This window comes from Dyella sp. ASV21 (assembly GCF_016428975.1).
Lineage (GTDB): Bacteria > Pseudomonadota > Gammaproteobacteria > Xanthomonadales > Rhodanobacteraceae > Dyella.
On record NZ_JAELTT010000038.1, the window covers coordinates 1 to 22769 of the forward strand.

A 22769-nucleotide genomic window follows, 5' to 3' on the forward strand; every position below is an offset into this window, starting at 1 on the left:
TGCCGTGATCGGCGCCGGTATCTTCGTCATCACCGGTCAGGCCGCCGCCGAACATGCCGGCCCCGCCCTGGTCATCAGTTTCATCGTCGCGGGCATTGCCTGTGCGTTCGCCGGCCTGTGTTACGCCGAATTCGCCGCCATGATCCCGGTCTCCGGCAGCGCCTACGCCTACTCCTATGCCACGCTGGGCGAGATCGTCGCCTGGTTCATCGGTTGGAACCTGGTGCTTGAGTACTTGTTCGCCGTCGCCACCGTGGCGGCCAGTTGGTCCGGCTATTTCAACGAGTGCCTTTCGATCCTCGGCCATTGGACCGGCATGTCGCTGGCGCTGCCGAGCTACTTGTCCTCCGCGCCGCTCAAGTTCACCGACACGCATCAGATCGTGACCACCGGCGCGCTGGTCAACCTGCCGGCCATCATCATTGTCTCCGCGCTCACCTGGCTGTGCTATCGGGGCATTACCCAGTCCACCTTCGTCAATTCGCTGATCGTGACGATCAAGGTGGTGGTCATCGCGCTATTTCTGATCTTCGCGTTCCGTTACATCAATCCGGAAAACTGGCATCCGTTCATTCCGCCGGAGGAAGGCCCGGGCCGCTTCGGCACCAGCGGTATCTTCCGTGCCGCCGTGCTGGTGTTCTTTGCCTACGTCGGCTTCGATGCGGTCTCCACCGCCGCTGGCGAAGCCAAGAACCCGCAGCGCGACATGCCGATCGGCATCCTGGGTTCGCTGTTCATCTGCACCTTGCTCTACATCGCCATGGCGCTGACTCTCACCGGCATCGCTCCCTACCATATCCTTGGCACGCCGGAGCCGGTCGCGACCGCGCTCAGCCTGTACCCGCAGCTGACCTGGCTGAAGGCCATTGTGTCGTTCGGCGCCCTGGCGGGCTTGTCGTCGGTGATCCTGGTGATGCTGCTGGGTACCTCGCGCATCTTCTTCAGCATGGCGAAAGACGGCCTGCTGCCGAAGGGTATGTCGCGCGTCCACGCCTCGCATCGCACGCCGCACGTCGCCACGATGATCGCGGGTGTGGCCGCGGCCGTGCTCGCCGGCCTGTTCCCGGTAAGCATCCTTGGTGAACTGGTATCGATGGGCACCTTGCTGGCATTCACCACCGTGTGCATCGGCGTACTGATCCTTCGCTACACCCGCCCGGACCTGCCGCGCTCGTTCCGCGTGCCGGGTATCTGGGTGGTGAGCATTCTCGGCTCGGTGATCTGCCTGTATTTGTTCTGGCAATCGTTCCGCGCCAACTGGCCGCTGATGCTCGGCTGGACCACTATCGGCATGCTCATCTATTTCTTCTATGGGTATTCCCATAGCAAGCTGCGCAAGCAAAACTCTTGATTTGACCCAAAAGGGCCGGTGCCAGTAGCGCTACGCATGATCGTCGTCCCGGTAAGGGCCGGGATTCAAGGCCTCGACAGAGGCCCTGAAAACACGGAGTTCCAGCGCAGGCTGGAACAACGGACGAAGCGAAGCGCGTCGGGCACCGGCCTTCTCGCCATGACCTACCAAGGGCGCCCCTCGCCCTACGCGCCACCAGGCTGACGCATGCTCAAACAGTTAATCGCCCGCAAGACCGACTTCTCCGACGCCGACGACGCCTCGCACGGCCCCGCCCTTCGACGCACCCTGGGCCCGTGGGGCATCACGGCGCTGGGTATCGGCGCGGTCATCGGCACCGGCATCTTCGTAGTCACGGGCCAGGCAGCCGCTGAACACGCTGGCCCGGCGGTGCTGATTTCCTTCATGCTGGCGGCGATCTGCAGCGGCTTTACGGCGCTGTGCTACGCCGAGTTCGCTACGCTGATTCCGATTTCCGGCAGCTCCTATTCCTATGCTTACGCCACGCTGGGCGAGCTGGTGGCCTGGTTCATAGGTTGGAACATGGTGCTGGAGTACGGCATTTCCGCCTCGGCCGTGGCGGCGAGTTGGACCGGCTATTTCACCAGTCTGCTCGATCACGTGGGCATCCATCTGCCCAAGGCTTTGACAGAGGCGCCACTGGCGTTCACCGACGGCCACCTGGTGGCCACCGGGCATCTGATGAATCTCCCCGCCGTGGCGATCGTGCTGGCGTTGACGGCACTGTGCTATGTCGGCATTCGCGAATCGGCTGGCCTCAACGTGCTGATGGTGGCGCTCAAGGTCGGCCTGATCATCATTGTGGTGGTCGCGGGCTATCGCTACATCGATCCCGCCAACTGGCACCCCTTCATTCCGGAGAACCAGGGTCCGGGCAAATACGGCTGGTCGGGCATCATGCGCGGCGCGGCGATGGTGTTCTTCGCCTATATCGGCTTCGAGGCCACCTCCACCGCGGCACAGGAATGCAAAAATCCACAGCGCGACCTGCCGTTCGGCACCCTGGTCTCGCTAGTTATCTGCACCATTCTTTATCTCGCCATGGCCGCCGTGCTGACCGGCCTCATTTCCTATACCGAGTTGGGCACCAGCGAGCCGGTGGTAACGGCCGTTCGTGGTCACGCGGAGCTGGGCTGGCTGCGCCTGGTGGTGGAGATCGGCGCGTTGATCGGCCTGTCCTCGGTGATCCTGGTGATGATCATCGCCCAGCCGCGCATCTTCATGATCATGTCCCGCGACGGCCTGCTGCCGCCGGTGTTCAACCGTATCCATCCGCGTTATCGCACGCCACACATCAACACGGTGATTACCGGCGTGGGCATCGCCGTGCTCGCCGCGGTATTCCCGCTCGACTTGCTGGCAGATCTCACTTCCATGGGCACGTTGATCGCTTTCGTGGCGGTGTGCGCTGGCGTGCTGATCCTGCGTTACACCGCGCCCCACCTGCATCGCGGTTTCCGCGTGCCGTGGGCATGGGTCATTTGCCCCGCAGGCGTACTCAGCTGCCTGGCCCTGCTGGGCGCCATGGCCTGGTTCAACTGGCTGCTGATGATCATCTGGACTGTCATCGGGCTGGCCATCTACTTCGGCTACGGCATGCGCCACAGCCGCCTGCACAAGCAGGCCAAGGGCTAATTTCGCCCATTGGCGCTCATCTGACGAAAACATCGGCCAACTTGCCAGGGCGGCCTTGCCCGCCCTGGCGGTACGAATTCAGCTTCGCTGGCTTTCATTCGTGAGGGTCAGTCTCGAATTTTTCGCCATGTTATTGTTTTTATTGAATTTAACGAGAGTTTTTCGATAAAAAGTTGGGGCTGCGAGGTCCCAAACAGGCACGCCAGGAGTATCATCTGTGCTCCGTGGGTTGATCACTTGGCAGTGGGCCCCGGATTGCCGCCCGGCGCGTCAGGCGGGTCAGCTCCTCGGCCTGACGCGTCTGGGCAGCATCTTCTACTCGCCGATGCCTTCGGTTTCGAGTTTCCTTTTCTGTGCACTCTCATTACGCCGCGTCGCTTCGTCGCGAATTGGCGCGCTCGTGTTGGGTCAAGCCATGAAAAAGGCCGGCACTCAGGCCGGCCTCTCGATCCACCACGCGCGAGTACGATCAGGCTTTCTTGGTCGCGTGCGACACACACCAGCCCTTCGCGTTGACGGCCTTGCCGGGGAACAGCTGGCACGGACCGTAGCCGGTCGGCGCACCGGAGTAGAACTGGCAATTGGCACAGTTGTTACCCGCCGTGTGCTTTGGATCAGTGCTCTTGTTGGCATCCTCGACATAACCCAGTGCCTTGGCGGTCGCATCCGACTCGGCCAGGTGCGGCAGATCGGCGGCACGCGCCAAGCGCGGCATCGTACCGATCACCGCCGCGACTGCGGCCGTACCGGCAGCAGCCTTGAGAAAACGACGGCGCGATTCGATGTTCTTCTCATGCGACATGAGTTCACCCTCCATCCCTAAAGAACCGGTGCCCGCCACGCCCGTGGCGAAACTTCCCCGATGCTACTCCCGCGGCGAATAAGTCGTGAGAACGAATCGCATTTTCGCCGTGCCCACGAACCCGGCATGATATAGTACGAGCTCATTTGGACGTCCATACATCATGAGCCAGGTTCTTCCCGCCACCCTTTCGCCCAAGTTGTTCGCCCAGCGGGCCGACGCCATCGCCGATGCCGCCCGCGAGTTGGCGGCCGCAGGCTGGACACCCGCCACCAGCAGCAATTTCTCCATGCGACTGGACCCGGACCACGCGGCCATCACCATTTCCGGTCGCGACAAGGGCAAGCTCGGTCGCGAGGACATCATGCTCATCGATATGCACGGCAAGGCCGTGGGCACCAGCGCCCGGCCCAGCGCGGAAACCGATCTGCACACGCAGATCTACCGGCGCTACCCCGAGATGAACGTGGTGCTGCATACCCATTCGCGCACGCAAAGCGTGGCCTCGCGCCTGTTCGCGCGCGAAGGCGTGGTGAAACTGGAAGGCTGGGAGTTGCAGAAGGCCATTGCCGGCGAAACCACGCACGATGCCGAGCTGGCCATACCGGTGTTTCCCAACACGCAGCAGATGCCCGAACTGGTCGCCCAGGTCGATGCCTGGATCGACAGCGGCCGGCCGCTGCATGCTTACCTGATCAACGGCCACGGTATCTATACCTGGGGCCGCGATATGGCCGAAACGCGCCGCCATCTGGAGGCGCTGGAATTCCTGCTCGGCTGCGAACTCGATCTCCGGAGGCTGTCCGCATGAGTCGTCTGCGTATTTTTTCCGATAGCCAGCCACAGGCACCGCAATCGGTACATGGCGAGCACGCCGATATCGCCCGCGAACTCGGCCGCATCGGCGTGCGCTTCGAACGCTGGGAGGCCAATCAGCCGATCGCACCCGGCGCCAGCCAGGAAGAAGTGATCGCCGCCTACCGCGCCGACATCGATCGCCTGATGGCTGAGGAAGGCTACCAGGCCGTCGACGTGATCAGCCTCAAGCCCGATCACCCGGATCGCGCCACGTTGCGACAGAAGTTCCTCAGCGAGCACACCCATAGCGAGGACGAGGTGCGCTTCTTCGTTGCCGGCGCGGGCCAGTTCACCCTCCACGTGGGCGACAAGGTCTACGACGTGCTGTGCGAACAGGGCGACCTGATCGGCGTGCCGGATGGCACCCGCCACTGGTTCGACATGAGCGAGGCGCCCTATTTCGTGGCGATCCGCCTGTTCACCAACAAGGACGGTTGGGTGGCCCAGTTCACGGGTGAAGATATCGCCACGCAGTTCCCCCGCATGAGCCCGCACACCACGGCCACGGTCGCCTGACGTTCCGCTCCCGGCCCCATTCGGGGCCTGTGACGGCGGCCGGTAGGCGTCCAAGGCGCCGCCGGGTAAGCTTGGGCTCCCTGCATCCCGGCTTCCCCGCATGACCGTCATCCGCGCCATCCTCACCGATATCGAAGGCACCACCAGCTCCATCACCTTCGTCAAGGACGTGCTGTTCCCGTACGCCCGTACGCGTCTGCCTGCGTTTGTCGAAACCCATGGCGACACGCCTGAAGTGCAGCACTGGCTGCATGAGGCCGCCAAGGAAGCGGGCATCATCGAGGCGCCGCGCCAGGAGATCATCGAACTGCTGCAGCGCTGGATCGACGAGGACCGCAAGTCCACCGCGCTCAAGGCCCTGCAGGGCATGATCTGGAAGGAAGGTTACGAAAACGGCGACTTCCAGGCGCACGTCTACCCGGAAGTGTCTACCCGCCTGCATGCCTGGCGCGCCGATGGCTTGCACCTGTACGTGTATTCCTCGGGCTCCGTACCGGCCCAGAAGCTGTTCTTCGGCTACAGCGAGGCCGGCGACCTGACTCCGCTTTTCTCCGGCTATTTCGATACCGAAGCCGGCCCCAAGCGCGAGCGCGCCTCCTACGAGAAGATTGCCCAGGCGATCGGCGAACAACCGGGCCACATCCTGTTCCTGTCTGACATCGTCGAGGAACTGGATGCCGCCAAGGCGGCAGGCCTGCGTACGGGATGGCTGCTGCGTGCACCGCTGGCGGTTCCCGACCAGCCACGCCACCCGGCCTACGCCGATTTCGACGCCATCGTCCTCTGACCTGACGCGAGCCCCTGCCATGCGTATTGCCCTGACTGCTCTGCTCGCCTTCGCAGCCGGCGTATTGCTCATGCTCGGCATGGCTCGCCTTACGCCGCCTAACGCTCCCGCCGTGACAGCCCCGCAGGCACAGGCGAGTGCCAGCGCACCGGCACCGGCGGCGAGCGCCGGCACGGACGAGGACAACACCGCCTCGGACAACTGGCCCGAGCAAGCACCGTCGCCCGAACAGATCATCTATGCGCAGCCGGGCATGGTGCAGAAGGCGCTCGGCGCGATCGGCCCGCGCGTGGCGGGTCGGCCCAACCTGTATGTGCTCGCCTTTGGCGCCGACGGTGGCGAGGACGTGTTCCGCAACGAAGCGGAATACGCCGCCACCATGTTCCCCAAGCGCTTTGGCCCCGGCACGCATGTCATGGTGCTGGAGAACAACCCCAGCACGCTGGAGCAGCGTCCGCTCGCCAGCTGGAGCAATCTGGAGGCGGCACTGGATGGCCTGGCCGGCGTGATGAAGCCGGATGAAGACATCCTGCTGCTTTACATGACCACGCACGGCGACGAAGACCACAACCTGCTGGTGGACATGGACCCGCTGCCGCTCGACCAGATCGGCGCCTCCGACCTTGCGGATATCCTCCACAAGCGTCCCTTCAAGTGGAAGGTCGTGGTAGTGAATGCCTGCTATTCCGGCGGCTTCGTACCGGAACTGCGCGGCCCGGGCACCCTGGTCATCACCGCTGCGCGCGCTGACCGCAGCTCGTTCGGTTGCGGCAGCGATTCGGACATCACCTATTTTGGCCACGCCTGGCTGGTGGATGCGCTGAACCGCACGCCGGATTTCGTGGACGCATACAAGCAAGCCGCGGGCGAGATCGCGCAGTGGGAACAGAAGGGCAAGCTCACCCCGTCCGAACCCCAGATGGATCTTGGCGCCGGCATCGGCGAGCAACTGGCACGCTGGCGTCAGCACATGACGCCCGGCCCCGCGGTGTCGTTCCAGCCTGCGCAGTCGCCGACCAATGCGCCACATACGCTGACACCGCGTTGATGATTGACACCCTGGGCGCATCGGCGCTCAGGCGTGCACGCGGTCCTGCGCGTGCCATATCCAGCGTTCGCGCTCCACCGTGTGGCCGCCCGCATCCTGCGCGAACAACACGGCACTGCGCGGCGCCACACGCAACCTCATGCCTGCCTGCAGCCCCAAACGGGCCAGATCCTCGCTGGCCACATCCGCCTCCAGCGACTGATCCAATGACGGCACGTGCAGATCCAGATGGGCCACGCTGCCGGCCAGGTAGATATGGCGCAGCCATGCATCCCATGCAGGCTGGGCTGGTGGCACGGCGAGCCGCAACTGCTCCGGCCGCACATAGGCCCACGCCGCGTTGTAGCGCTCCGGCCAAGGATCGCCTTCGCACACCCACGCTCCGGCCGCCAAGCCGCCCGCATGGCGGCGCACGCCGAACTTGTTCACCTTGCCGATGAACTCACATACGAACGGGGTGGCCGGCTGGTGATAGATCACCTCCGGCGTATCCACCTGCTCGATGCGGCCTTGGTTCATCACCGCCACGCGATCGGCCAACTCCAGCGCCTCTTCCTGATCGTGAGTGACGAATACCGTAGTGAGCTTGAGCTCTTCGTGCAGCTCTCGCAGCCAGCGCCGCAGGCTCACCCGCACCAAGGCATCGAGCGCACCGAAAGGCTCGTCCAGCAGCAGCAGATCCGGCTCCACCGCCAACGCGCGTGCCAAGGCCACGCGCTGGCGCTGGCCGCCCGAGAGCTGGGTGGGATATCGACCGCCCAGGCCATCCAATTGCACGCGTGCCAGCAGGCGATCCACCCGCTCGTGAATCTTGGCCCGCGAGGGGCGCGTACGCCACGGGCGGACGCGCAGGCCGAAAGCAATGTTCTCGGTCACCGTGAGATGGCGGAACAACGCGTAGTGCTGGAACACCATGCCGATACGCCGCTCGCGTGCCGGCGTGGCGAGGAAATCCTCTTCCCCCTTGAGCACGCTGCCGCTGTCCGGGTAGTCCAGTCCCGCCAGGATGCGCAGCAAGGTGGTCTTGCCCGAGCCGGAAGGGCCCAGCAGCGCCAGGAACTCGCCCGGCGCGATGCTGAGGCTCACCTCGTCCAGTGCACTGAACCCGGCGAAACGGCGATTGAGATGGGATAGCTCAAGCGTCATGCCCTGCCCTCAATGACCACCCGGCGCGTGCGTCGCCAATTCGTCGCCGTAACGCCATTCCATCAACGTCTTGATACCCAGCGTAAGCAGCGCCAGCAAAGCGAGCAGCGAGGCCACCGCGAACGCACCGACATAATCGTATTCGTTGTAGCGCATCTCCACCTCCAGCGGCATGGTGGTGGTGAGTCCGCGGATATGGCCGGAGACCACCGAAACGGCGCCAAACTCGCCCATCGCTCGCGCGTTGCACAACAGTACGCCATACAACAGGGCCCAGCGGATATTGGGCAAGGTCACGCGGAAAAACATCTGCCAACCGCTGGCACCCAGCACGCGCGCGGCCTCCTCCTCCTCGCTGCCCTGCGATTCCATCAGCGGAATGAGCTCGCGTGCCACGAACGGCAAGGTAATAAAGACCGTCGCCAGCACCAGTCCCGGCACGGCGAAGATGATCTTGATGTCATGCCGCTCCAGCCATGGGCCAAACCAACCCTGCGCACCGAACATCAGCACGTAGATAAGGCCCGAGATCACCGGCGATACTGAGAACGGCAGATCGATCAACGCACCCAGAAAGGCCTTGCCGCGAAACTGAAAGCGAGTCATGGCCCAAGCCGCCGCCACGCCAAACACCACGTTGAGCGGCACCGCAATCGTGGCCACCAGCAAGGTGAGCCGCATCGCCGACAAGGCCTCCGGCTGCCGGATCGCCTCGACGAATGCACCCACGCCCTGACGAAACGCCTCGATAAACACCGTGGTCAATGGCAGCACCAGGAACAGCAGCAGAAACACCAGCGCCAACACAATCAGCACCAGGCGCGCTAACCGGCGCGGCCAACCCAGCGGACGTCGGCGCAGGCGGGACGTCATCGCGACGACTCCGCCCAGCGCTGGCTCCAACGCTGCAACAAGGCCACCAGCACGAGCAGCACAAAAGACAGCAGCAACATGGCCGCCCCGAGCGCTGCCGCGCCGGCATAGTCGAATTGCTCGAGCTTCTGCACGATCAGCAGCGGTGCAATTTCCGAACGACCGGGAATATTGCCGGCAATGAAGATCACCGATCCGTACTCCCCCACCGCACGCGCCAGCGCCAGTGCAAAGCCGGTCAGCAACGTGGGCGCCAACAACGGCAGGATTACCCGGAAGAAGGTTTGCCAGCGACGCGCACCCAGGCTCTCGGCGGCCTCCTCCACATCACGCTCCAACGAAGCCAGCACCGGTTGCAGCGTGCGCACCACGAACGGAAACCCCACGAATACCATCGCCACCAACACACCCAGCGGCGTGTACGCCACCTGGATGCCCAAGGGTTCCAGCCACCGTCCCAGCCAGCCTTGGGGCGCGTAGAGGGTGGTCAGCGCAATACCCGCCACGGCAGTCGGCAAAGCGAACGGCAGATCCACCAGCGCGTCGAACACGCGCCGCCCGGGAAAGCGGTAGCGCACCAGCACCCAGCCCACCAGTAAACCGATCACCGCATTGATCGACGCCGCCAACACGGCACCGCCCAGACTCAAACGCAATGCCGCCAGCGTGCGCGGTGCGCTCAACAGCTGCAACCAACCGCTTGCACCCATGCCGACGGCCTTCCACGCCAGCGCCGCCAGTGGCAGCAGCACAATCAGGCTCAGATAGGTCAACGCATACCCTAGGCTGAGACCAAAGCCCGGGAGTACGCGCTGCCGCAGGATGCTCATCCCCCCGCCTCCAACTGATCGAATATGGCGCCGTCGCTGAAGAATTTGGCCTGGGCCTGACGCCAACCGCCGAACAGCTCATCGATGGTGAAGGTGCGTGTGGCCGGGAACTGACTGGCATAGCGTGCCGCCACCTCCGGCGTGCGCGGCCGATAGTAATTCTTCGCGGCGATCTCCTGCCCTTGCGGCGAATACAGGAACTGCAGGTAGGCCTGGGCCACGGCGCGCGTGCCGTGCTTGTCCACATTGGCATCCACCACGGCCACCGGTGGCTCGGCCAGGATGGTGATGGAAGGCACCACGATCTCGAACTTGTCTTTGCCCAGCTCCTGCCGCGCCAGCAACGCTTCGTTCTCCCAGGCGATCAGCACATCGCCGATACCTCGTTGCACAAAGGTGTTGGTGGCGCCGCGCGCGCCGGTGTCCAGCACGGAGACGTGCTTGTACAAGGTCTGCACATATGCCTTGGCCGTGACGTCGGTACCGCCTGGCTGCTTCAGCGCATAACCCCACGCCGCCAGGAAGTTCCAGCGCGCGCCACCCGAGGATTTTGGATTGGGTGTCACCACCTGAATACCCGGGCGCACCAGATCGGCCCAGTCCTTGATGCCCTTGGGATTGCCCTTGCGCACCAGGAACACGATGGTGGAGGTATAGGGCGAGGCGCGATCCGGCAGGCGCTGTTGCCAATCCTTGGCGATCAAGCCGCGGTCGGCGATAGCGTCGATGTCATACGCCAGGGCCAGGGTCACCACATCGGCCGGCAAGCCCTCCACCACGGAACGGGCCTGCTTGCCCGAGCCGCCGTGCGACATGCGCACGTTCACACTATCGCCGCGCTGTGTCTTCCACTCCGCGGCAAACGCCGCGTTGATCTGGCGATAGAGCTCCCGCGTGGGGTCGTAGGACGCATTGAGCAAGGTCACCTCGCCCGCAAACGCGTTGGAGCCCAGCCATAGAACGGCGCTCGCGAGCACGATGGAAAGCAACTTCGGCATGACGCCTCCTGTGCGGTTTCGAACAGTCAGACTATCGAGCGGCTTTGACACGGCGAAATCGCGATATGGCATATCCATATGGCAAGCCTGTTGCGCGAGATCCGTGCGGACGCCGCTCGGATCGGTTTCAGGGCATGTCCTGTACGTTATCGCGGCTCGTCGCTACGGCGGCGTCCGATAGCCGCACGGCCAGTTGGTGGGCGGCCGCACGGATCTCGGGCATGGCCGTACACTCCCAGAGATTGCCGCGCAGCAGCGAGCCAATGGCGAACAGGCCACGCTGCGGCTCGCCATGGGCACCCAGTAATTGGCCGTCCGCGCGAGCCAGCACGCCAAGCTGCAACGGGTCGGCCACGGCCAGGCTATCGTTGAGCAACCGCGCCAGCAATTCGTGCTCGCCATAGGCAATGGCGGTATCGAGCCCCGTCGCCTGGATCACCAGATCGGCGCCCAGCGTGCTCACCAATTGCGTAGCGCGCTCGCGCAAGGTCACCTGCAAGGGACCGGCCCCATCCACCGCCAGTACGCGGGCAGCGCGCACCTGCAGGCGGCCTTCCTCCAATAGCTGGTGAATGGCCTGGCCGGAGGCGGGCGCCATGCGATGCCGCGACGACTCCCACACCCAGCGCACATGACGCAGGAACTGGCGCCGACGCGCATCTCCCAGGCGCTGCCACAGCAAGGCATTAACCGGGCGCATGCCGTCGATGATGCTGCGCCAGTCGTGTTCTTCCGCATCGTCGAATGCCTGCCGCACGCGCCGCACCATGGCCGCCACGCTGTCACACGCCAACAGGTCGCGATTGAGGGCCTCCTGCCCGGCATAACTGCTCAGCGGCAGCGGGGAATGCGTGAATGGCCACAGCCCATGGCGCGACACCGCGACCAGTTCGGCATGCGGCCAACGCTCGGCCACGGACAATAATGTATCCACCGCGGTGAGCCCGGTGCCGATCACCAGCACACGGCGCGGTGCGCTGGTGTGGCGTTCCAAACGCCACGGATCGAGCGCGTAAGCGCCGCTATCCAGCGCCTGGCTCGAAACCGTACGCAGTGGGCGCTGCGCCAGCGAGCCGACCGCAAGCACCACTTGCGTCACCTCAAGCCAACGCTCACCACCGATGCGGACCGCATAACCGCCCTCATCACGCACCACGATGTGTTGCGCACTTTCGGGATAGATGCGGAAACTGCGCCCCAGGCGCCGGGCCGCGTCGATACGCGCACCGACCTGCGCCTGGATGAAGTCGCCAAAGATGCGACGCGGTAGAAAATCCGTGCCCTTTACCTGCCCCAGCTGACGAGCCGCATGCTGGATGAAATCCTCGGCATGCTCGTGGAACACGCCCATGCCGGCCGCCCGTACATTCAGCAGATGACGATCGTCGCGCGTGGCATAGGCCACGCCGCGCCCCAGCTCCTGTGGCCCCACGATCCAATGCACCGTACCGGCGTCGTAACGTGACAGCAGTTCGCCAAAGGCCGCCGCGCCCGCCGCACCACCGCCGATCACCGCGATATCGCCCATGACTGATTCCCCGGATTGCGGACACGAACCCATGCGATCTGCCCTCGGCAGGTCACTCGATCCCGAATGAAGCGCCCAAAAGTGAAGCTCACTTTCACATCGAACGGCGACAAACACCCACGACCACCTGCCGATGCATGGATGCGCCGCGATGCATCCCACGACGCATCGCGGCGACACGCGACGCACGCTCAGGCGCGTCGCTATACCCGGTACAGAATCAATCACAGAGCCCGTTAAGGCCGCGCTAGTCGTTCGTGGGCGCCACGCCGACAGTCATGTCCGTAAGGTTATGACGTCACGTAAACGCCACGTAGGCGGCGTCAATGCCCAGTGCGCTCAGTGTGTCGCGCCGCCAGCACGCGTGTTACGTCAGTCAAACCGAGCCCGCGTGCGCGCAGCGTCACCAGCAGGTGAAATACCAGATCAGCCGCCTCACCCAGCAGGGCCTCGTCATCCTGCGCCACCGCGGCGAGCGCGGTTTCCACGCCCTCTTCACCGACCTTCTGCGCCATGCGGCGAATGCCCCCTTCGAACAGCTTGGTGGTGTAGCTGCCTTGCGGACGCTCCCGATCACGACGCGCGATCAGCGCATCGAGCTCCGCAAGAAAACCCAGAGGCGGGACAACGTCATCGCCAAAGCAACTGCTGGTCCCTTGGTGGCAGGTCGGCCCATGCGGTACAGCCTGCACGAGCACGGTGTCCGCATCGCAATCGACCCGCAAGGACTTCAGGGTGAGCACGTTGCCGGAGCTCTCACCCTTGGTCCACAAGCGCTGCTTGCTGCGGCTGTAGAAGGTGACGTGCCCGCTGGCCTGCGTCGTGGCCAGCGCCTCGGCATTCATATAGCCCAGCATCAACACTTCGCCGGTCAACCAGTGCTGCACGACGGCGGGCAGCAAACCATCGCCCTTCGCCCAATCCAACGCACTCACATCGATATTCGTATCAGTCATGACCCTGTTCCTGCCGCACAACGACGCCTTGCGCCGCCAGCCAATGCTTGAGTTCGGGAATGGCAATGGCGCCGGAATGGAACACGCTGGCAGCCAGCGCACCATCCACATCCGCCTGTGCGAAGGCATCCAGGAAATGCGCCGGTGTGCCTGCACCGCCCGAGGCGATCAATGGCACCTGGCAAAGGGCACGCACCGCCGAGAGCTGCTCCAGGTCGTAACCCTGCCGGACACCATCGCTGCCCATGCAGTTGAGCACGATCTCACCGGCGCCGCGCTGCTGCGCCTCCACGATCCAGTCCAGGGTACGCCTCGGCAGCGCCTGCGTGCGCGACGGATCGCCGGTGTACTGGCGCACGCGCCATTCACCGTCGGCATCGCGCAGGCTGTCCACGCCAACCACCACGCACTGCACACCAAAAGCGGCGGCCAACTCGTCGATCAAGGCAGGGCGCTCGAGCGCGGGAGAGTTCACCGAAATCTTGTCCGCGCCCGCATGCAGCACTGCGCGTGCCTCATCCACACTGCGAATGCCACCGGCCACGCAGAAAGGAATATCGATGACCCGGGCTACCCGCTCCACCCAGGCGCGGTCCACGCTGCGTCCTTCCGGGCTGGCGGTGATGTCGTAGAACACCAGCTCATCGGCGCCCTCGTCGCGATAACGCAATGCCAGCTCCACGATTTCGCCCATCACCACGTGATCGCGAAAGCGCACGCCCTTGACCACCTTGCCATCGCGCACGTCCAGGCAGGGGATGATGCGACGACTCAACATGCCAACGCCTCCGCCAGCGTGAAACGCCCTTCCAGCAGGGCACGCCCCAGGATGACACCCTTGGCGCCGGCGTCGCGCGCGGCGCGAATGTCGTCCACCGAACGCACGCCACCCGAGGCCTGCGTCGCCAGCGCGGGTACCAGTTCGGCGAGATAGCCGTAGAGCGCCAAATTGAAACCGGCCAGCATGCCATCGCGCTCGATATCGGTGCACAGCAGATGCCGCGCGCCACGCGCCGCATACCACGGCGCCAGCTCGTCCAGAGTGCGCGACTCGGTAGCTGTCCAGCCAGCGCTGGGCAAGGTCCAGGCACCGTCGCGTTGCTGCGTATCGAGCGCCAGTGTGAAGCGCTCGGCGCCGTAATGGGCTAGCCAGCGCGCAACCAGATCCGGTTCGCGGATCGCCAGGCTGCCCAGCACCACGCGCGAGACACCGGCGTCGAACAAGCGCTGCACATCCTGCTCGCTGCGTACGCCGCCGCCAGCCTGGATGTGCATGCCGTCGCGTGCAATGGCTTCGATCACGGCGAGGTTATCCAGGCCGCCATCACGAGCACCGTCCAGATCCACCAGATGCAGCCATGTTGCGCCGCCCTGGGCATAGCTGCGCGCCAGCTCGCGTGCATCGAATGCATACGTGGTCTGCTGGTCGTAGTCGCCCTGTTTGAGCCGCACTACGCGGCCGCCACGCAGGTCGATGGCGGGAATGACGGTAAAGCTCATAGGTCGAGGAAGTTCTTCAGCAGGCGAGCGCCGACCTGGGCCGAGCGCTCGGGGTGAAACTGCATACCGTGGAAGTTATCGCGGGCAATCACCGCCGCGAACTCGCCGTCGTAGTCACTGGTCGCCAACGCATACTCGCCGGCGGGCACGGCGTAGCTGTGCACGAAGTACGCCCAATCCTGCTCGCCCAACCCAGCCAGCAGCGGGTGTGTCCGGCGCGCCCGCAAGTGGTTCCATCCCATATGCGGCACACGCAGACCCGGATGCTCCTGAAAACGTTGCACCCGGGCCGGAATAACGTCGAGGCATGCCGTGTCACCTTCTTCCGAATGGCTGCACAGCAATTGCATGCCCAGGCACACGCCTAGCACCGGCTGGGTCAGCGAACGCAGCACATCAACCAGCCCCAGTTGGCGCAGGCGCGCCATGCCCGGGCCCGCGGCGCCAACCCCCGGCAGGATCACCTTGTCGGCCGCGCGGATGGCGGCGGCATCCGCCGTCAGTGCGGCATCCGCCCCCAGCCGCTGCAAGGCATAACGCACCGAACCAATATTGGTGCCGCCGGCATCGACCAGCACGACGCTCATTAAAGCGCCCCCTTGGTACTGGGCAACTCATCGCCTTCGCGACGGATCGCCTGGCGCAAGGTGCGCGCCACCACCTTGAAGCATGCCTCCACCATGTGGTGCGCGTTGTCGCCGCGCACGTTGAGGTGAAGGTTGGCGCCGAGGGTTTCGCACAACGAACGGAAGAAGTGCGGCACCAGCTCGGTGGGGATGTCGCCCACGCGCTCGCGCGGGAAGCTACCCTCGAATACAAAGTACGGACGCCCCGACAGGTCGAGCGCCGCGCTGGCCTGCGACTCGTCCATCGGCAGCACGAAGCCATAACGGCCGATGCCACGCTTGTCGCCCAGTGCGATACGCAAGGCCTGACCAAGCGCCAGCGCGCAGTCTTCGATGGTGTGGTGTTCGTCGATATGCGTATCGCCGTCGCAGCGCAGCGCCAGCGCAAAACCGCCGTGTTTGCCGATCTGCTCCAGCATGTGATCGAAGAAACCCAGCCCGGTGTGGATCTGCGGCTCGGCCACCTGGTCCAGGTTCACACTGACGGTGATGCGGGTTTCACGCGTGTTGCGCTCCACTGTGGCCATGCGCGGCGCGTCGAGCATCTGGTGCGCGATCTCCGCCCAGCTCAGGGCCTGCGGCCCCACGCGGAACCCTTTCACGCCCATGTTGGCGGCGAAGTGCAGATCGGTCTCGCGATCGCCCACCATGGCCGACGCCCCCCGACTCCAGCCGTCGTCGGCCAGGTAGTGGCGCAGCATGCCCACGCCCGGCTTGCGGGTGTCCTTTCGCTCGTGCAGGAAGCTGCGGTCGATCAGCACCTCTTTCACCGGTATGCCTTGCGAGCTGAGGATGCGCATCAGCAGCTCATGCGGACCGATGAAATCCTCCTCCGGGAAACTCGCCGTACCCAGGCCATCCTGGTTGGTCACCATCACCAGCTCATAGCCCGCGCTGACAAAGCGCTGCAGCGCGCCGATGACGCCCGGCAACAGGGCGAACTTCTCATAGCTGTCGATCTGGAAATCTTCGGGCTCCTCGATGAGGCAGCCGTCGCGATCGATAAAAAGAATCTTGCGGGTCATGCGAAAACATCCTGCAGCACGGTCAGAACGCGTGCATTCTCGGCCGTTGAACCGATGGTGATGCGCAAGGCATCGCCGAGTTGGGGGTAGCGGCGCACATCGCGCACGACGATGCCGGCGCCGAGCAGACGCCGGTAGACCTCGCCCGCGTCGTCAAAGCGCACGGCAAGGAAATTGGCCTGTGACGGCAAAACCTCGCGCACGCCCGGAAGAGCAGCCAGCGCAGCCGCCATCGACGCACGCTGTTCGCGCACCGTCGCCAGGTGCGTGCGGGCCTCGGCCTGCCCTGCCGAGGACAAGGCCTCCAGCGCCAACGCTACGCAAGGACGCGGCAGCGGATAAGGCGCCATGATGCGTCGGAGCAGGCCAATCACCTCCTCTCGCGCAAGCAGGCTACCGATGCGCGCGCCCGCCAGCGCCCAGGCTTTGGACAAGGTGCGCAATACCGCCAGGTTGTCGTAGCGATCGATCAGCGGGGCCATGCTTAGGGCATCGGCGAATTCGAGATAGGCCTCGTCCACCACCAGCAGGGCGCGCCCCGACAACGCCGTGGCAAGCCTCTCCACGTCGCCCTGGCTGACCAACTGGCCGGTCGGATTGTTCGGCGTGCAGACAAATACCAGCTTGACCGCCGGCGTGAGCGCGGCCAGTACAGCCTCCACATCGAGGGTGAAGTCGGCGGCCAGCGGTACTTCCACGATGGCGGCATTCTGTACACGCGCGCACACGGCATACATCCCGAAGGTAGGTGGCTGGATCGCGATGGCATCCTCGCCTGCGCGACAGAACGCACGCACCAGCAGGTCAATCGCCTCGTCACTGCCACGCCCCACCAGTATCTGTGCGCTGCGCACGCCATACAGTGTGGCCAGCGCATCCACCAGCTCGTGCGGCTGAGGATCGGGGTAACGATTGCAGCCCAGCGAATGATCGCCCGGCGGCGCCCACGCCGATTCGTTGGCATTGAGCATGGTCTGTCCGCCGCTGGCTTCCATGCGTGCCGAAGAGTACGGCTGCATGGCGCGGATTTCCGGGCGAGCGAGTTCGAGCACGCTCATGCCGCCGTCTCCAGCGCCGCCAGACGCAACGTCACCGCACGGCGGTGCGCTTCCAGTTGCTCGGCAGCCGCCAACGTGGCCGTACAAGGGCCGATGGCGCGCAAGCCATCGGCGCTCAGTTCCTGCACCGTGATCTGCTTCTGGAAACTCGCCACCGACACGCCGCTGTAGCTGCGTGCATAGCCATAGGTCGGCAGCACGTGGTTGCTGCCGCTGCAGTAATCCCCCACCGACTCCGGCGTCCATGCACCAAGGAACACCGAGCCGGCGCTTTCGACCTGGTCCAGCAGTGCGCGTGGCGCCTCCACCTGCAAGATGAGGTGCTCCGGCGCGTAGCGATTGCTCACCGCCATGGCCTGCGCCAGCGAGGACACCGCAATAAGACGACTCTGGGACAACGCCTGCTCGGCGATCTGGGCGCGAGGCAAGGCCGCACACTGGCTTGCCACTTCCGCTTCCACGGCATCGAGCAGGCTGGCCGAGGGGCTGAGCAGAATCACCTGCGAATCCGGGCCGTGTTCGGCTTGCGATAGCAAGTCGGCGGCCACAAAGGCCGGGTTGGCCTGCTCATCGGCGATCACCAGCACTTCGGACGGGCCCGCCGGCATGTCGATGGCGGCGCCGTCCGGGTCGGAGGACACCTGCAGCTTGGCCTCGGTCACCCAGGCATTGCCAGGCCCGAACAACTTGTCGCATTTGGGCACCGATTCGGTGCCGTAAGCCATGGCGGCAATCGCCTGCGCGCCGCCCAGCTTGAACACGCGGTGCACCCCGGTAATGCGGGCCGCATACAACACCGCCTCATCGCAGCAACCGTCCGCGCGCGCGGGCGAACACAGCACCACTTCGGCGCAGCCAGCGATCCTGGCCGGCACGCCCAGCATCAAGGCGGTGGAGGGCAGCGGCGCGCTGCCTGCCGGTACATACAAACCAACGCGCTGCACGGGGCGCAACATGCGCTCCACGCGTACGCCCTTGGCCGTATCCAGCGCGACCGCCTGCGGCGCGGCAACGCGATGAAAGGCCTCGATACGCTCGGCCGCCTCTCGAATGGCGGCCTTGAGCGCGGGCTCCAGCGTGGCCTCGGCCTGCTGGAACTCATGCTCGGCAACCTCGATGGCCGCCAACGTGCAGCGATCAAGTTTCGCGCTCAGTTCGCGCAGCGCCGCGTCGCCGTCGGCGCGCACATGCGCCACGATCTGCTCCACGCCGCTGCGCAGGCTCTCGGCGCGCGATTGGGCGGGACGGGCGAGCGCGTCGCGCTGCCCCTTCTCATCCAGTGCATTCCAGTCCAGGCGGTTCATAGTGCTCTACCCTTCGCTCCCGCCCGCATCAGGCGAGCATCTTTTCGACCGGCAGCACGAACATTTCGCGCGCGCCGGCCTTTTTGATTTCTTCCAGCTGACGCCAGCTGACTTCGCCCGCGCACAGTGCCTGCAACATCAATTGATCGGGCTGGCCTGCCACCGGTAGCAGCGTGGGCTGCGGACCGCCGGGCAACAGCCGGATCACCGCCTCCAGGGCGTGGCGCGACGTCTGCAGCAACAGCAGGCGGGACTCGCGTACCTGAATCACGCCATCCAGGCGCTTGAGCAACAGTTCGATCATGTCGCCACGCTCATCGCTGGGCAGCGCCTTGGCACCCGCCAGCACCGCTTCGCTTTCCAGCAGCACTTCAGCTTCGCGCAACTGATTGGCCACCAGGGTGCCGCCGCTCTGAACGAGGTCGCAGATCGCATCGGCGGTGCCCAGACGCGGAGCGATCTCCACCGAACCGGCCAACGTCACCACGCCGGCGTCGATGCCGCGCTCGCGCAACCATTCACCCAGCAAGCCCGGATACGAGGTGGCAATACGCTGCCCTTGCAATTGCGCGGCCTCGCGGTAGTCCAGCTCCTGCGGCACCGCAATCGACAGGCGGCAACGGCCGAAACCCAGCGCGCGCCACTCCGCCAGCTCCTCGGCTTCGCGACCCGCGGTGAGGCGATACTCGCTGAGCACGTTGCGCCCCACGATGCCCAGATCACACACGCCCTGGGCGATCAGCCCCGGAATGTCGTCATCGCGTACCAGTAGCAGATCCACCGGTTCGCCTTCGCCGAAACAGAACAGCTTGTCCCGGCTCTGCCGAAACGTGAGGCCGCAACGATTGAGAAGATCCAGTGCCGGCTCGGTCAATCGGCCGGATTTCTGCATCGCGATACGCAGTCGGTCGCGCGTTTTCATGCCTTTGCCTTCTTGCTGCTGGTCGCCCGGCGACGGGCGGCCCGGGCAGCCGCGGCGAGATAGCCCCCACTACCCTGGTTGATATAGCGCGCAACGCGGCCAATGGTGGTGATGCTTACGGCGGTTCGTTCGTGGATCTCGCGGTAGGACACGCCATCCAGCAGATAAGGCACCACGCGCCATCGATCCACCATGACTTCGAGCTCGGCCGGCGTACACAGGTCGTGCAAGAAGGCCGACATCTCCTCGACGTTCTTGAGGGACAGCAGCGCCTCGCACAGACTCTGCTCCGCGGAGGCGGCGGGGGTTTCCGGATCGATCGATCGACGCTTCATAATGTACTAACGCATTAACACAGTGGAGCGGATCATACGGCAGTTGTCGCAACGCAGCAAGGCCGTACCCCACCACTCTCGCCGGAGCGACTCAGCTTGCCGGTGTATGGCTTTTGGCCGGCGCAAAAGCGCTCGCCCGGCCGGTTATTTCTTGCGAGAATCACCTTGACCACGCCCCACGTCGCAAGAAGTCTCAGCCTCGCAGGAGCAACGCCATGAGTCTTCTCCACGCGCCGAGCCGCAACCCTCAACAGGAACAAGCCATCGCGGTGATCGAGCAATGGCTGGGCTTGCAGGCGGCGTATGGCCTGCTGAACGAATCTCCGCAGACGCTCGCCGAACGCACCATCTCCCATGCCTGGGCGCAGAAACACGCGCTATTGGAAGGCCAGCCCGGTGCGCATCCGCACAAACTGGCGGTTGCCGCGTTTGCCCTTGCGCTGGGCGCCAAGCAGGCTACCGAGCACGCCGACGGCGCCATGCGAGGCAACTACCTGCTGGCACTCGGGCACATTCTGGACGAGGCCGCCCGAGCGGACGCCCATCACGGCTTTCATGACACCGACCGCACGCTGCTGGACCTGGCCGCGGCCACCTTCACGTCCTGCCCGCACGGGCTGAAAGACGCCACCAGCCTCGACTGAGGCCGGGCGCGCCCCAGACAGAAAAAGGGCCGCTTGCGCGGCCCTTTTCGTACACCTGAGCGAACAGCCGGTTTAGGCCTGGGCGAACACTCGCTGACGCACCAACTCGCACACGGTACGCACATCGCCATCCATGGCGCGGTCACGCGACATGAAGCCGATGTGCTGGCGCAGCGTCTCGTGCGCCTTGCGCACGGTGGCGCCGGCATGGAAATCACCCACGTGGGCCAGCGCGAAGGTGAGCTGCTGCACCTCTTCCACGAACTGGGCGTAGTGCGGATGATCCTCGCGAGGCGCGTTGGCCACCTTGCCGGCCAGCGCCTGCCAATCCCCACGGGCGGCCAGTCGGCGCGCCGCATTGAGCATGGCCTGGCGGAAATCCAGCGCCTGCGCGGCGGTATACAGTTCCAACGCGATGACGTAGCCGAGGTCTTCCATCATCTCCAGCACATGACGGGCCTCGTTGGCGCCCATCGATACGTGATCTTCCGCGTTGGCACTGGTGGGCACCGAATAGACGCTGGCCGGATGCGCACGCGTGGCCAGGTCATTGACCAGTGCGGCCGCGGTGTACTGCACGATCATGAAGCCGGAGTCGGTGCCGTCCTCATTGCCGGTAAGGAAGGCCGGCAGGCCATCGTTGTTGGCCGGATCGACCAACTTGTTGAGGCGACGCTCGGAGATCGAGGCCAGCACCGGAATGGCCGCCTTTACGTAGCTCATCGCCAGCGCCAGCGGCATACCGTGGAAGTGACCGGCGGAGATCACCTGCTCCTCGATGAACTGCGCGTCCTCGGCATCGGGGAAGATCAGCGGATTGTCGGTGACGGCATTGAGCTCGATATCGATCACGCGACACGCCTGTGCCCAGGCGTCGCGCACGGCGCCATGCACCTGCGGCATGCAGCGCAGGCAGTAGGCATCCTGCGGCTGGTGCTTCTTGCCACCCTTGAACGGCAGGAAGCGAGCATAGAACGCTTCACGGCCATGGCGCTGGTTGGCCGGCACCCAATCCCAACCAATGTCGAAAGTGAGCGCCTGATCGGACGGGTCGGCCCACGCCTCGGCACTCCACTGCTTGAAGCGCGGCACCAGGTGATAGGGAATATCGACCAGGGTGCTGCCTTCCAGCAGCCCCCGCACGCGCTCGGCCGTTTCGACCTGCCCCGGATGCGGTCGCAGCGCATGCACTTCCGGACGCAATGCGCCGCTACGGCCCGCAAAAGCATCCAGCGTCATCGCTGCGGCCAGGTCGGCCAGTTCCAGCGCATGCTCCAGATCATCCAGCGCCAGCGTGGCGGTCGCCAGCATCTGCGCCGTGCCGTTGTTGAGCGCCAGACCCTCCTTGAAGGAGAGGCGGATCGGCGCGAGGCCTGCGCGCTTGAGCGCCTCGGCGCCCGAAAGACGCTCGCCCTGGTAGAACGCCTCGCCGCCACCCAGCAGCACGATGGCCAAGTGCGAGAGCGGCGCCAGGTCGCCACTGGCGCCCACGGAGCCCTTCTCCGGCACCACCGGCACCACGCCGGCATTGAGCATGGCGGTGAGCGCCTTGAGCGTCTCCACGCGAATGCCCGAATGACCGCGCATGAGGGTATTGATGCGGATCACCAGCATCGCACGCACCACGTCGGTCGCGAACGGCTTGCCCACGCACACGGCATGGGTGGTGATGAGGTTGTGCTGCAGCTCTTCTAGCAGCGTGCCTTCGGGCTTGTCGGAACGGCCGCCCGGCAGCTCGTCGCGCAGGCGATGCGCGCCCAGCAACTTGTCGGCATTGCTGCCGAAACCGGTGGTGACGCCATAAGTTGGCTCGCCACAGCTCACTTTGTCCGCGAGAAAATCAGCAGCGCGCTGCACGCGCTTGAGCTGCGTCTCGTCCAGTTCCACGCGCAAGCCCTGGCGGGCCACCGCCACCAGCTGCTCACGGGTGAGGCTGTTGCCGTCCAGGAGAATGGTCTTTGCCGTCATGCTTCACTCCAGCCCGGACGGGCCTTCCTTAGTTTGAT

23 protein-coding genes are annotated in these 22769 nt (G+C 64.8%); 7 read left to right on the forward strand and 16 right to left on the reverse strand.

From position 1 onward, the window contains the following. The coding region (locus tag JHD67_RS13420) for an amino acid permease (protein ID WP_199099764.1) at positions 1 to 1351 on the forward strand (1351 nt) is incomplete at its 5' end. Positions 1352 to 1558: 207 nt separating this feature from the next. Continuing rightward, positions 1559 to 3007 (forward strand): amino acid permease, encoded by a 1449-nt coding sequence (locus JHD67_RS13425; protein WP_199099766.1) that lies wholly within the window; start codon positions 1559 to 1561, stop codon positions 3005 to 3007. Between the two features lie 469 nt (positions 3008 to 3476). Here the strand turns inward: JHD67_RS13425 and JHD67_RS13430 are convergent, their stop codons facing one another. Beyond that, positions 3477 to 3809 (reverse strand): high-potential iron-sulfur protein, encoded by a 333-nt coding sequence (locus JHD67_RS13430; protein ID WP_199099768.1) that lies wholly within the window; start codon positions 3807 to 3809, stop codon positions 3477 to 3479. 163 nt (positions 3810 to 3972) lie between these two features. Here JHD67_RS13430 and JHD67_RS13435 point away from each other — a divergent pair, with 163 nt between their 5' ends. The 4 genes from JHD67_RS13435 (at position 3973) to JHD67_RS13450 (ending at position 7018) form a co-directional block, all read left to right on the forward strand. Then, positions 3973 to 4620, forward strand: a complete 648-nt coding sequence (locus JHD67_RS13435) for a methylthioribulose 1-phosphate dehydratase (RefSeq protein WP_199099770.1) — start codon at positions 3973 to 3975, stop codon at positions 4618 to 4620. Next, positions 4617 to 5183, forward strand: coding sequence for an acireductone dioxygenase (locus JHD67_RS13440; RefSeq protein WP_199099771.1), 567 nt, complete (start codon positions 4617 to 4619; stop codon positions 5181 to 5183). Before JHD67_RS13435 ends, JHD67_RS13440 begins: the two co-directional genes overlap by 4 nt. Before the next feature lie 100 nt (positions 5184 to 5283). Beyond that, entirely contained in the window at positions 5284 to 5970 is a 687-nt protein-coding gene (gene mtnC / locus JHD67_RS13445; protein WP_199099772.1) for an acireductone synthase, read from the forward strand. Between the two features lie 19 nt (positions 5971 to 5989). Continuing rightward, on the forward strand, positions 5990 to 7018 hold the full coding sequence (locus JHD67_RS13450) for a C13 family peptidase (RefSeq protein ID WP_199099773.1): 1029 nt from the start codon (positions 5990 to 5992) through the stop codon (positions 7016 to 7018). Positions 7019 to 7045: 27 nt separating this feature from the next. Here the strand turns inward: JHD67_RS13450 and JHD67_RS13455 are convergent, their stop codons facing one another. From JHD67_RS13455 to JHD67_RS13520, 14 genes are all read right to left on the reverse strand, one after another. Next, positions 7046 to 8164 (reverse strand): TOBE-like domain-containing protein, encoded by a 1119-nt coding sequence (locus JHD67_RS13455; protein ID WP_199099774.1) that lies wholly within the window; start codon positions 8162 to 8164, stop codon positions 7046 to 7048. A gap of 9 nt (positions 8165 to 8173) precedes the next feature. Continuing rightward, entirely contained in the window at positions 8174 to 9037 is an 864-nt protein-coding gene (gene cysW / locus JHD67_RS13460) for a sulfate ABC transporter permease subunit CysW (RefSeq protein WP_199099775.1), read from the reverse strand. Next, complete coding sequence (gene cysT, locus JHD67_RS13465) at positions 9034 to 9867, reverse strand: sulfate ABC transporter permease subunit CysT (RefSeq protein WP_199099776.1); 834 nt, start codon at positions 9865 to 9867, stop codon at positions 9034 to 9036. The genes cysW and cysT overlap by 4 nt, the downstream gene beginning before the upstream one ends. Next, positions 9864 to 10865, reverse strand: coding sequence for a sulfate ABC transporter substrate-binding protein (locus JHD67_RS13470; RefSeq protein WP_199099777.1), 1002 nt, complete (start codon positions 10863 to 10865; stop codon positions 9864 to 9866). Before JHD67_RS13470 ends, cysT begins: the two co-directional genes overlap by 4 nt. A 127-nt stretch (positions 10866 to 10992) precedes the next feature. Further along, on the reverse strand, positions 10993 to 12393 hold the full coding sequence (locus JHD67_RS13475) for an FAD/NAD(P)-binding protein (RefSeq protein WP_199099778.1): 1401 nt from the start codon (positions 12391 to 12393) through the stop codon (positions 10993 to 10995). Positions 12394 to 12716: 323 nt separating this feature from the next. Then, positions 12717 to 13349 carry a bifunctional phosphoribosyl-AMP cyclohydrolase/phosphoribosyl-ATP diphosphatase HisIE gene (gene hisIE / locus JHD67_RS13480; protein WP_199099779.1) on the reverse strand — a complete coding sequence of 211 codons (633 nt, stop codon included), beginning with the start codon at positions 13347 to 13349 and terminating at the stop codon, positions 12717 to 12719. Then, on the reverse strand, positions 13342 to 14127 hold the full coding sequence (hisF, locus tag JHD67_RS13485) for an imidazole glycerol phosphate synthase subunit HisF (protein ID WP_199099780.1): 786 nt from the start codon (positions 14125 to 14127) through the stop codon (positions 13342 to 13344). Before hisF ends, hisIE begins: the two co-directional genes overlap by 8 nt. Continuing rightward, positions 14121 to 14849, reverse strand: coding sequence for a 1-(5-phosphoribosyl)-5-[(5-phosphoribosylamino)methylideneamino]imidazole-4-carboxamide isomerase (gene hisA / locus JHD67_RS13490; RefSeq protein ID WP_199099781.1), 729 nt, complete (start codon positions 14847 to 14849; stop codon positions 14121 to 14123). The genes hisF and hisA overlap by 7 nt, the downstream gene beginning before the upstream one ends. Then, complete coding sequence (gene hisH, locus JHD67_RS13495; protein ID WP_199099782.1) at positions 14846 to 15436, reverse strand: imidazole glycerol phosphate synthase subunit HisH; 591 nt, start codon at positions 15434 to 15436, stop codon at positions 14846 to 14848. Before hisH ends, hisA begins: the two co-directional genes overlap by 4 nt. Beyond that, positions 15436 to 16500 carry a bifunctional histidinol-phosphatase/imidazoleglycerol-phosphate dehydratase HisB gene (hisB, locus tag JHD67_RS13500; RefSeq protein WP_199099783.1) on the reverse strand — a complete coding sequence of 355 codons (1065 nt, stop codon included), beginning with the start codon at positions 16498 to 16500 and terminating at the stop codon, positions 15436 to 15438. Before hisB ends, hisH begins: the two co-directional genes overlap by 1 nt. Continuing rightward, complete coding sequence (hisC, locus tag JHD67_RS13505; protein WP_199099784.1) at positions 16497 to 17558, reverse strand: histidinol-phosphate transaminase; 1062 nt, start codon at positions 17556 to 17558, stop codon at positions 16497 to 16499. The genes hisB and hisC overlap by 4 nt, the downstream gene beginning before the upstream one ends. Next, complete coding sequence (hisD, locus tag JHD67_RS13510; RefSeq protein WP_199099785.1) at positions 17555 to 18862, reverse strand: histidinol dehydrogenase; 1308 nt, start codon at positions 18860 to 18862, stop codon at positions 17555 to 17557. Before hisD ends, hisC begins: the two co-directional genes overlap by 4 nt. A 28-nt stretch (positions 18863 to 18890) precedes the next feature. Next, positions 18891 to 19784, reverse strand: a complete 894-nt coding sequence (hisG, locus tag JHD67_RS13515) for an ATP phosphoribosyltransferase (protein ID WP_199099786.1) — start codon at positions 19782 to 19784, stop codon at positions 18891 to 18893. Continuing rightward, positions 19781 to 20119, reverse strand: a complete 339-nt coding sequence (locus JHD67_RS13520; protein WP_199099787.1) for a YerC/YecD family TrpR-related protein — start codon at positions 20117 to 20119, stop codon at positions 19781 to 19783. Before JHD67_RS13520 ends, hisG begins: the two co-directional genes overlap by 4 nt. Positions 20120 to 20334: 215 nt before the next feature. Between JHD67_RS13520 and JHD67_RS13525 the strand changes: the two genes are divergently transcribed. Continuing rightward, entirely contained in the window at positions 20335 to 20763 is a 429-nt protein-coding gene (locus JHD67_RS13525; RefSeq protein WP_199099788.1) for a hypothetical protein, read from the forward strand. A 72-nt stretch (positions 20764 to 20835) separates the two neighbouring features. Here JHD67_RS13525 and JHD67_RS13530 read toward each other — a convergent pair whose 3' ends face one another. Continuing rightward, complete coding sequence (locus JHD67_RS13530; protein ID WP_199099789.1) at positions 20836 to 22731, reverse strand: aromatic amino acid ammonia-lyase; 1896 nt, start codon at positions 22729 to 22731, stop codon at positions 20836 to 20838. Between the last annotated feature and the right edge of the window lie 38 nt (positions 22732 to 22769).